This window comes from Massilia sp. MP_M2 (assembly GCF_039123635.1).
Taxonomy (GTDB): Bacteria; Pseudomonadota; Gammaproteobacteria; order Burkholderiales; family Burkholderiaceae_D; genus Telluria.
The window spans coordinates 277,721-287,466 of the sequence record NZ_JBCHJF010000009.1; the positions used below are offsets into that span (position 1 = coordinate 277,721).

9 protein-coding genes and 1 tRNA gene are annotated in these 9,746 nt (G+C 66.4%); 8 read left to right on the forward strand and 2 right to left on the reverse strand.

Features of this window, described 5'->3' with window-relative positions:
- The first annotated feature begins 62 nt into the window (after positions 1-62).
- Entirely contained in the window at positions 63-443 is a 381-nt protein-coding gene (locus tag RCH14_RS18985) for a DUF3052 family protein (protein WP_343027662.1), read from the forward strand.
- Here RCH14_RS18985 and queG read toward each other — a convergent pair.
- Positions 440-1,555 (reverse strand): tRNA epoxyqueuosine(34) reductase QueG, encoded by a 1,116-nt coding sequence (gene queG, locus RCH14_RS18990; protein ID WP_343027663.1) that lies wholly within the window; start codon positions 1,553-1,555, stop codon positions 440-442. The two genes, RCH14_RS18985 and queG, sit on opposite strands and share 4 nt — an antisense overlap.
- A 55-nt stretch (positions 1,556-1,610) precedes the next feature.
- Between queG and tsaE the strand changes: the two genes are divergently transcribed.
- The 3 genes from tsaE to RCH14_RS19005 are packed head-to-tail and all read left to right on the forward strand — an operon-like array spanning position 1,611 to position 4,418.
- Positions 1,611-2,111 (forward strand): tRNA (adenosine(37)-N6)-threonylcarbamoyltransferase complex ATPase subunit type 1 TsaE, encoded by a 501-nt coding sequence (gene tsaE, locus RCH14_RS18995; RefSeq protein ID WP_343027674.1) that lies wholly within the window; start codon positions 1,611-1,613, stop codon positions 2,109-2,111.
- Positions 2,072-3,631, forward strand: a complete 1,560-nt coding sequence (locus RCH14_RS19000) for an N-acetylmuramoyl-L-alanine amidase (RefSeq protein WP_343027664.1) — start codon at positions 2,072-2,074, stop codon at positions 3,629-3,631. Before tsaE ends, RCH14_RS19000 begins: the two co-directional genes overlap by 40 nt.
- Before the next feature lies 1 nt (position 3,632).
- Positions 3,633-4,418 (forward strand): D-hexose-6-phosphate mutarotase, encoded by a 786-nt coding sequence (locus RCH14_RS19005; RefSeq protein WP_343027665.1) that lies wholly within the window; start codon positions 3,633-3,635, stop codon positions 4,416-4,418.
- A gap of 19 nt (positions 4,419-4,437) precedes the next feature.
- Here RCH14_RS19005 and RCH14_RS19010 read toward each other — a convergent pair whose 3' ends face one another.
- Entirely contained in the window at positions 4,438-5,469 is a 1,032-nt protein-coding gene (locus RCH14_RS19010; protein ID WP_343027666.1) for a carbonic anhydrase family protein, read from the reverse strand.
- 224 nt (positions 5,470-5,693) lie between these two features.
- Between RCH14_RS19010 and RCH14_RS19015 the strand changes: the two genes are divergently transcribed.
- The 4 genes from RCH14_RS19015 (at position 5,694) to RCH14_RS19030 (ending at position 9,735) form a co-directional block, all read left to right on the forward strand.
- Entirely contained in the window at positions 5,694-6,638 is a 945-nt protein-coding gene (locus RCH14_RS19015) for a peptidylprolyl isomerase (RefSeq protein ID WP_343027667.1), read from the forward strand.
- Positions 6,639-6,709: 71 nt separating this feature from the next.
- Positions 6,710-8,623 (forward strand): DNA mismatch repair endonuclease MutL, encoded by a 1,914-nt coding sequence (mutL, locus tag RCH14_RS19020; protein WP_343027668.1) that lies wholly within the window; start codon positions 6,710-6,712, stop codon positions 8,621-8,623.
- Between the two features lie 8 nt (positions 8,624-8,631).
- Positions 8,632-9,576 carry a tRNA (adenosine(37)-N6)-dimethylallyltransferase MiaA gene (gene miaA, locus RCH14_RS19025; RefSeq protein ID WP_343027669.1) on the forward strand — a complete coding sequence of 315 codons (945 nt, stop codon included), beginning with the start codon at positions 8,632-8,634 and terminating at the stop codon, positions 9,574-9,576.
- Between the two features lie 82 nt (positions 9,577-9,658).
- A tRNA-Met gene (locus tag RCH14_RS19030) sits at positions 9,659-9,735 on the forward strand.
- The last annotated feature ends 11 nt before the right edge of the window (positions 9,736-9,746 follow it).

A 9,746-nucleotide genomic window follows, 5' to 3' on the forward strand; every position in this document is an offset into this window, starting at 1 on the left:
ATAATGTCTGAACGCGCCGCGGCCAGGGCGCCGCGATGCACAGGCTCTTTCAGGAAACGCGCATGAACGAAAAGACAGTTGCAGACAAGATGTTTTTACGCACGGCGAAATCGATGCTCGTGCTCAATGGCCAAGCCAATCCGACGGTGACGGCGCAGATGCCGGCCGACATCGTCAAAACCGGTAGCGGACCGTTCGACGTCATCCTGATGTTTTGCATGGGTCAGAACGACCTCGAGCACTACCTGCCGGTCGCCAAACAACAGCTGGGCGCCACGGGCTCGCTCTGGATCGCCTACCTCAAGCAGACGGCGTCGAAGGCGACCGACATCAACCGTGATTCGATCAATGCCTATGCCAAAGAACATGGCATCACCGGCGTGGCCATGATTTCGATCGATGGCGACTGGTCGGCCTTGCGCCTGAAACGCATCGACGTTTAGGTGGCCGGATGGGCCTGGGCGCCGTGGCGCGCCAGCGCCCACGCCACGTGCTCGCGCACCAGCTCGGATGGATGATCCGCGCGCGCTTGCAGCGCCGCCACGATGGCCGCATCGCCGGGCAACTGCTCCGCAGCATTGCCCAGTCCCACCGCCAGATTGCGCAACCAGCGCTCGTGCCCGATGCGCCGGATCGGACTGCCTTCCATTCGCCGGTTGAATTCCGCTTCTTCCCAGGCAAACAGGCCCACCAGATCGCCCTCGCCCAAGCCATTTCTCTCGTCGAAATCGGGCACCTGCGCCCGCTGCGCGAACTTGTTCCACGGGCACGCCACCTGGCAATCGTCGCAGCCGTAGATGCGGTTGCCGATCAGCGGGCGCAGCTCTTCGGGGATACTGCTTTTCAGCTCGATCGTCAGGTACGAGATGCAGCGCCGCGCGTCGAGCTTGCCCGGGCCCAGGATCGCACCGGTCGGGCACATGTCGATGCAGGCCGTACAGCCGCCGCAATGCTTGCCGGTGGGCGGGTCGACTGGCAGCGGCAGGTCGATCAGGATCTCGCCGATGAAGAAGGTCGAGCCGGCTGCGCGCGACAGCAGCAGCGTGTGCTTGCCGCGCCAGCCCAGGCCCGCTTTTTCGGCCAGCGGCAATTCCATCACGGGCGCCGAATCGGTGAACACGCGAAACCCGAACGGCCCGATGTGCGCCTGGATTTTCTCGGCCAGCGCCTGCAGCCGGTTGCGCAGCACCTTGTGATAGTCGCGGCCCCGCGCATACACCGACACGACGGCCGCGTTCGGGTCAGCCTGGCGCAGGCGTTCCCCGGCGCGCCAATCGCCCGGACGCCCGGTCGGCAGGTAATCCATCCGCACCACGATCGCGCGCACGGTCCCGGGCACGAGTTCGGCCGGCCGCGCACGCTTCATGCCGTGGGTTGCCATATAATCCATCTCGCCGTGGTAACCCGCATCCAGCCAGGCTTGCAGGCCCGCTTCCAGGTGCCCCAGGTCGACATCGGCAATGCGCACGTCGGCAAAGCCCAGCCCCACGCCCCATCCCTTGATGGCGCGTGCAAGCTCGGGCAGGTCGACGGATGCGGTTGGGGAATGGGTCATACCAGGGTGGGAACACCACAAGAAAAGAATGCAGCACAACACGCTATTTTATGCCATGCAGCCCATCAAAGCGCACTTGCACCACTATTTGCCGGACGAGTCGGCCACAAACGCACTAGGCGGCGCGCTGGCCCGCGCGCTGGCGCCGGGCCTCGTCATCTATCTGCACGGCGACCTGGGCGCCGGCAAGACCGCCCTCACCCGCGCCCTGCTACGCGCGCTGGGCCACATGGGCACGGTCAAAAGCCCGACCTACACGCTGTCGGAGCCATACAACGTGAAGCTTGACCATCAACCGCTGAGCGTGATCCACTACGATCTGTATCGCATGTCGAGTCCGGAAGAATTCCTGGACGCCGGCTTTCGCGAAGATTTCGACGGCCACAATGTCTGCATCGTCGAGTGGCCCGAAAAAGGCGAGCCCGTGTTACCGCCGCCGGACATCCGTTTACTGCTGAGCGTCAGCGGAAACGGCCGTGCTGTAGAATTGCAAGCGTTGTCTGAATTAGGCCTGCTATGCCTCGATCGTCTCGCTTTCCTCCCGCCGCACCAGTAACTACGCCCTTTGCACGCCGCCGCGTCATGCTCAAGGCCGGCGGGACGCTGCTGCTGTCCGTCGTCGCGCCCCTGCCCGCCAGCGCCAACCAGATCCTGGCGGTGCGTGTCTGGCCCGCGCCCGAGTACACCCGCGTCACGCTCGAAAACGATACCGACCTCAAGACCGAGCATTTCCTGATTCCCGATCCGCCGCGCCTGGTCGTCGACATCGACGGCCTGGGCCTGAGCCCCACGCTCAAGAGTCTGGTGGCCAAGATCGAATCGAACGACCCGTACATCAAGCAGGTGCGCGTGGGCCAGAACCGGCCGAACGTCGTGCGCCTGGTGTTCGACCTGAAGGCCGAGGTCAAGCCGCAGGTGTTTACGCTCGCGCCCGTGGCCGGCTACCAGCACCGCCTGATCTTCGACCTGTACCCGGTCACGCCGGTCGACCCGATCGCGGCGATGATCGAAAGCGGCGAATGGAGCACCGGCCCGACCAAGACCGTGGCTGCCGGCACGCCGGCGCTGGGCGACCCGGTATCCGGCCCGCCGGGCGCCACGATGCCTGCCACCGTGCTGCCGCCGTCCGGCGCTGTCGGCCCCGGTACTGCCGCGGCAGCAGCAGGCGCCATCGTCGCCACCACGCCGCCGGTGCAGATCCCGACCCCGCCGCCAGCGGCGCCGCGTACCCAGCCAAACGCCGCGCCGGACGCCATTGCCCGGCTCGAAGCCGAGATTTCGGGCCTGCGTGGCACACCGCCGGCCCAGGCAGTGCAGCCCACGCCCGGCAGGGCCGGTGCGCGCCCGTCCCAGAAAGTGGCGCGCATGGTCACCATCGCGCTCGACCCGGGCCACGGCGGCGAAGACCCTGGCGCGATCGGCGCCAACGGCAGCCGCGAAAAAGACATCGTGCTCGCAGTGGCCAAGCGCCTCAAGACCAAGCTCGAACAATTGCCCAACACGCGCGTGATGCTCACCCGTGATGGCGACTTTTTCGTGCCGCTCAATACCCGCGTGCAAAAGGCGCGCAAGGTGCAGGCCGACCTGTTCGTCTCGATCCATGCCGACGCCTGGGTCTCGCCCACCGCGCGCGGTTCGTCGGTGTTCGTGCTGTCCGAAAAGGGCGCCAGTTCCAGCGCCGCGCGCTGGCTGGCCGATGACCAGAACCGGGCCGACCTCGTGGGCGGCGTGAACCTGGCCGGCGGCAGCGCCGACAAGCAGCTTGCGAGCGTGCTGTTCGACCTGTCGACAACGGCGCAGATCACCGACAGCCTCAAGCTCGGCAAGGCCGTGCTGCGCGAAATCGGCGGCATCAACCGGCTGCACAAGGCGTCGGTCGAGCAGGCCGGCTTTGCCGTGCTCAAGGCGCCGGACATTCCATCGATCCTGGTCGAGACAGCGTTCATCTCGAACCCGCAAGAAGAGGCGCGCCTGAACGACAACGGCTACCAGGATCAACTGGCCAACGCCATCACGAACGGCATCCGCCGTTATTTCGCCGACAACCCGCCGATGGCCAAGAGCCGCCAGACCTGACATGGACCACATCACTTTCGGGCAGCTGCCCGCGATCCGCATCACGGCGCCCGACGGCGCCAGCGCCGTCGTTACGCTGTACGGCGCGCACCTGGTCTCGTGGCACGGGGCCGATGGCGGGGAGCGCGTGTTCCTGAGCGCCCGCTCGGCGCTCGACGGCAGCCGCGCGATCCGTGGCGGCGTGCCGGTGATCTTTCCGCAGTTCGCCGAACAGGGCGACGGCTTGCGCCATGGCTTTGCGCGCGTGTCCACCTGGCGCCTGGAAGACAGCGGCGTCGAGGATGGCGCGGCGTGGGCCGTGTTTGGCCTGAACGAGGCCGATCTGTCGACAGCGCTGGCGGGCGCGTGGCCGCACCGGTTCGCGCTGCAGCTGCGCGTGGCCGTGCGCGCCAATGAACTGACCATGGCCTTGAATGTGCGCAATACGGGCGAAGCAGCGTTCCCGTTCGCGGCCGCGCTGCACAGCTACCACCTGGTGCCGCACCTGGCCGACGTGCGCATCGAAGGGCTCGAGGCGGGCACGCTGTCGATCGCCGACAAGCTCGACGTGGTGTATGAACAGGTCGACGACACCATTTTCCTGGGCACCTGGGCGCGCGTGCTGACACTTGAACAGGAAGGCTTTTCCGATGCGGTGGTCTGGAATCCGGGCGCAGCCGACACGGCCGCACTGGCCGACATGGAAGACGACGAATACCAGCGATTCGTCTGCATCGAGCCGGCGCAGCTGACGCCGGTGCAGCTCGAACCCGATGCGGCCTGGGAAGGCCGCTACCGGGTCAGCTGAGCGCCGTTACATTGCGCAGTTACATCGACTCTTTGATCATCCGCCCATTGCTCGGCTGCACAGGCCGCGCATTGTACGGATACAGCCGCGAGAACAGGGCCATCTGCTGGGGCGAGGCCGTCATCGCTTGCTTCATGACGATCCACAGCACGTTCTCGGTACAGGGCGGCTCGCTGAGCGAGCCCATGTACGTGAAGTAGTCACGCCGCGCCGGCAGGATCTCGTTCACGTTCAGCACGATCGACGGCGTCACGGTCGTCAGCTTTTCCAGCGGCAGGTTATTCCACACGGTCTGAATCATCGGATTGGCGTCGCCACGCTCGAGCAGCACCGCCAGCACGGCGATCTTGTTGTCGTAGCTCTTGTGCACCATGTGCACCACCATCTCGGTGCCGCGGCCATTGATGCGTTCCTCGCCCGGCCGGTGAAAGTGAAACTGCTGCAGCTCGTAGGTGGTGCTGCCCACGGTCAGAAAGTTCCCGCCCGCGACATTGACTTGCACCGTGTGGCCATTGTCGATCTCGTTGAACGAACTCGGCTGATAGTCGAACGTGATCTGCTCGAGGTTGACCTTGATGCCGTCGCGCAGGTCGATCGGCGACTGGCGATTGCCGGCATTGCAGGCTGCCCACGCGGTATTGATCTTCGACCAGTTCTCGGGACCGAACTCGCCGTCATAACTCCAGTGCGTGCCGTTTTTCGGTTTTGCCGCTTCGACGGCCACGGCCGCCACCATCGCAGCTTCCTTCTTGCGACGCGCCTCGGCGGCCTTGCGGGCGCGCGCGGCTTCTTCGGCGCGCAGCGCCTGCTTGGCGCGCAGCTCGGCCAGCTTTTCGGCGATGCGTACCGACAGGTCGACCTCGGTATCCTCTTCGGATTTCGCGGACGCAGCCGCAGCCGCAGGGACGGCCGGCTTGAGATTCGGCCGGATCGACGCGATCGCAGGCTTGGCCGGCTCGGCCACAGGCTTGGCGCTCTTCGGTGTCGGTTCGTTCGCCTGCGCCAGGGCAGTGACCAGGCCCAACGTACATAGTGCGATCAGGTTACGCATGTGATTTTCGGATAGTTTGATTCTCTCCCTCCTTTATCGGACTCAGCGCCTGTAACTTGAGTGCGCCCCGGCAACATGGGGACTTAATTCGCCGGATAAGCGGGTTTGCTGGCCTGCGCAACAACACCTCGTGCCATCCTTGCATCACCCGCCCCACGCGCATTGCCCTCGATTACAATTGCCTGATACTTATAAAGGCGGCGCCGCCGCGACAGGGAGAGCAGATGCAGGCAGCGTCATCAAAAAAGAACACGATCCACACAACCGTCGGCGCTGCACTGTGCGCGCTGCTGTCCGTGGCCAGCGCGCATGTCGGAGCAGCCAAGGCCGAGCAGGAATTGCCGCCCAGGCTGACGGTGGCCGATGTCGTCAAGGCCTCCAAAGCGGCCGAGTGGCGCGCGCTCGACCCAGAGAACACGATGTACATCGAGCTGCCAACAGGCCGCGTCGTCATCGAACTCGCGCCCCGCTTCGCGCCCAACACGGTTGCCAATATCCGCGCGCTGGTGCGCGAGCGTTACTTCGACGGCTTGTGGGTGATGCGCGCGCAGGACGGCTTCGTCGTGCAATGGGGTGATCCAGATGAAGAAAAACCGCGTCCGTTCAAGGCCGCCAAGACCGTCGCCGCCGAATTCACCGTGCCGTACACCAAGAACGACGCCTTCACGCGCCTGAAAGAACGCGATGTCTACGCGCCGCAGGTCGGCCACGTCGATGGTTTTCCCGTCGCGCGCAATCCGGCGACCCGGCAGACCTGGCTGCCGCACTGCTACGCGATGATCGGCGTGGCGCGCGACAACGGCGCCGATACCGGCAACGGCTCGCAGCTCTACACGGTGATCGGCCACGCGCCGCGCCATCTCGACCGCAACATCACGGTCGTGGGCCGCATCGTGGCCGGCATGCCGCTGCTCACCGTCATGCCGCGCGGGACCGGCGCCGCAGGATTCTACGAGAAGGCCGAACAGCGCACGCCAATCGCCAGCGTGCGCATGGCGGCCGACATGCCGCCTGCGGAGCGCAGCAAGCTCGAAGTCATGCGTTCGGACAGCGCTGCCTTCCAGGCCGTGATTGATGCCCAGCGCAATCGCGGCGGGCCGTGGAGCAAGGTCGCCGCCGGCGCGATCGACCTGTGCAACGTGCCGATTCCCGTGCGCGAGCAGCCTTGACGCCACCGGGGCGGTGACGCAAATGCAGCCGGGGACGTTCCGGCTCTTTTTGGGCGGGCTATAATCTGCGGATGAACGCCCCTGCCCCGACCATTCGTCCCATCCAGCAGCTTCCCGACCAGCTCATCTCGCAGATCGCCGCCGGCGAAGTGGTCGAGCGGCCCTCGGCCGTCGTCAAGGAACTGCTGGAAAACGCGCTCGACGCCGGTTCGACGACCATCACGATCCGCCTGGAAGAAGGCGGCGTCAAGCGCATCGCCATCACCGACAACGGCCGCGGCATCGCGCCCGAGCAGTTGCCCCTCGCACTGTCGCGCCACGCGACGTCGAAGATCGCCTCGCTGAGCGACCTGGAAAACGTGGGCACGCTGGGCTTTCGCGGCGAGGCGCTGGCCTCGATTGCCTCGGTCGCGTCGGTGCGCGTGACCTCGCGCACGGCCGACGCCGCGCATGCGTTCGAGATCGTCGGCTCGCACGAGGGCGTGGTGGCGCCATCGTCGGGCGCGTGCGGCACCACGATCGATGTGCAAGACCTGTACTTCAACACGCCGGCGCGGCGCAAGTTCCTCAAGTCCGAACAGACCGAATACGCCCACTGCGCCGAAGTCGTGCGCCGCATCGCGCTGTCGCGCCCGGACGTCGCGTTCAGTCTGTCGCACAACGGCCGCACGATCGACCACTGGAACGTGAGCGAAGCGGCCAAGCGCAGCGCCCACATCCTCGGCAACGATTTCGCCGAAGCGCGCCTGGCGCTCGACGAAGCGGCGGGGCCGCTGCACCTGCACGGCTACGTCGGCCTGCCGACTGCCTCCAAGGCGCGCGCCGACGGCCAGTTCTTCTACGTGAACGGGCGCTTCGTGCGCGACAAGGTGCTGGTGCACGCGGTCAAGGCCGCCTACCAGGACGTGCTGCATGGCGACCGCTTCCCGGCCTACGTGCTCTCGCTCGACCTCGACCCGGCACTGGTCGACGTCAACGTGCACCCGTCGAAGACCGAGGTGCGCTTTCGCGACAGCCGCGCGGTGCACCAGTTCGTGTTTCACGCGGTGCAGCGCACGCTGGCGCAGACCTCGGCCACCGCGCACGGCAGCGTGCCGGGACCGATGACGGCGGCCGAGGTGCGCCCGAGCGGCACGCCGCTCTGGCAGTTGTCGCAGTCGCCGTCGCAGCAGCAGCGCGCGCACGAGCAGACCTCGTTCGGCGCGCAGCTCACGCAGACCTTCTCGCCATCGCCGTACGCAGCAGGCAGCCGCTGGGACGATGCGGCCACCGGCGGGGGCGTGGCCCAACGCCTTGAATCCTACGGCGCGCTGTTCGCATCCGATGCGGCCAGTACGGCCGCGGTCCCGGTGCCCATGACAGCAGCCGACAAGCCGCTGTCGAACGACGACTTCCCGCTCGGCTTCGCGCTGGCCCAGCTGCACGGCATCTACATCCTGGCGCAGAACACGCGCGGCCTGGTGCTGATCGACATGCACGCGGCGCACGAGCGCATCCTGTACGAGCAGATCAAGAATGCGCTGGATGCCCAGGCCCAGGGCCAGGAAATGCAGGTGCAGGCGCTCCTGATCCCGGTGACGTTCTACGCCGACGCGATGGAGGTCGCCACCGTGCACGAGCATGCGGAGACGCTGGCAACGCTGGGCTTCGATATCGCGGCCCTGTCGCCGACGACGCTGGCAGTGCGCAGCGTGCCGACGCTGCTCAAGAACGCCGATGCGCAAACGCTGGCGCGCGATGTGCTGCGCGATGTGCGCGAGTTCGGCGGCTCGCGCGTGCTGATCGAACGGCGCAACGAGCTGCTGGGCACCCTGGCCTGCCACACGGCGGTGCGCGCCAACCGCATCCTGTCCGCGCCCGAAATGAATGCGCTGCTGCGCCAGATGGAAAGCACCGAGCGCGCCGACCAGTGCAACCACGGCCGCCCGACCTGGGTGCAGCTCGAGATCGCCGCGCTTGACAAGCTGTTCTTGCGCGGTCAGTGATGGTTACCATGAACACACCGCTGGCCGTGGCCATCATGGGCCCGACTGCCTCCGGCAAGACCGCCGCCGCCCTGCGCATCGCGCAAACACGCCCCGTCGAAATCATCTCGGTCGATTCGGCCCTGGTCTATCGCGAGATGGACATCGGCACCGCCAAGCCCACGCCGGATGAACTGGCCGCGGTGCCGCACCACCTGATCGACATCCTCGATCCGCTCGATGCGTATTCGGTCATGCAATTTCGCAACGATGCGATCCGCCTGGTGGCCGAGATCACGGCGCGCGGCGCGCTGCCCCTGCTGGTGGGCGGCACGATGATGTACTTCAAGGGCCTGGTCGAGGGGCTGGACGACTTGCCGACCGCCGACGTGGCGCTGCGCGCTGCGCTCGACGCCGAAGCCGCGCGCATCGGCTGGCCCGGCATGCACGACAAGCTGCGCGCGCTCGACCCGATTACCGCCGAGCGGCTCGCGCCGAACGATGCCCAGCGCATCAACCGCGCGCTGGAAATCATCGAACTGACCGGCAAGCCGATGTCGGCACTGCTGGCGCTGCGCACCAAGCCCGTGCTGCCGTTCAGGCTGGTCTCGTTCGGCCTCGAGACCGACGCGCGCGCCGTGCTGCACAAGCGCATCGCGCAGCGTTTCGATGCGATGCTGGGCACGCGCGACGACACCGGCCTGGTGGCGGAGGTGGCGCGGCTGCGGGCGCGGGGCGACCTGTCGCCGCTGCTGCCATCGATCCGCTGCGTGGGCTACCGCCAGGCCTGGGATTACCTCGACGGGCGCATCGACCGCACCACGCTGCGCGAGACGGGCATCATCGCCACGCGCCAGCTGGCCAAGCGCCAGATCACGTGGCTGCGCGCGATGCCGGACCGGATCGTCATCGATTGCCTGGGGCCGGATCCGGCCGGCGCGATGCTGGCGCACCTTGCGGTGTTGGAGAAATGACATGCGCGCCGACTATTTGTGACCCGCACGCGCCCACGATCTTGACAGGCAGCCACTCACGCCGGATAATACTTGCCGTTGCGGTGATATAGCTCAGTTGGTTAGAGCACAGCACTCATAATGCTGGGGTCGGTGGTTCAAGTCCACCTATCACCACCAAAGATTTCAGG

Excerpts from the sequence above, each read along its gene's own strand:
- RCH14_RS18985 (WP_343027662.1), top strand. The coding sequence starts at position 63 with ATGAACGAAAAGACAGTTGCAGACAAGATGTTTTTACGCACGGCGAAA.
- queG (WP_343027663.1), bottom strand. The coding sequence starts at position 1,555 with ATGACCCATTCCCCAACCGCATCCGTCGACCTGCCCGAGCTTGCACGC.
- tsaE (WP_343027674.1), top strand. The coding sequence starts at position 1,611 with ATGCAGCCCATCAAAGCGCACTTGCACCACTATTTGCCGGACGAGTCG.
- RCH14_RS19000 (WP_343027664.1), top strand. The coding sequence starts at position 2,072 with ATGCCTCGATCGTCTCGCTTTCCTCCCGCCGCACCAGTAACTACGCCC.
- RCH14_RS19005 (WP_343027665.1), top strand. The coding sequence starts at position 3,633 with ATGGACCACATCACTTTCGGGCAGCTGCCCGCGATCCGCATCACGGCG.
- RCH14_RS19010 (WP_343027666.1), bottom strand. The coding sequence starts at position 5,469 with ATGCGTAACCTGATCGCACTATGTACGTTGGGCCTGGTCACTGCCCTG.
- RCH14_RS19015 (WP_343027667.1), top strand. The coding sequence starts at position 5,694 with ATGCAGGCAGCGTCATCAAAAAAGAACACGATCCACACAACCGTCGGC.
- mutL (WP_343027668.1), top strand. The coding sequence starts at position 6,710 with ATGAACGCCCCTGCCCCGACCATTCGTCCCATCCAGCAGCTTCCCGAC.
- miaA (WP_343027669.1), top strand. The coding sequence starts at position 8,632 with ATGAACACACCGCTGGCCGTGGCCATCATGGGCCCGACTGCCTCCGGC.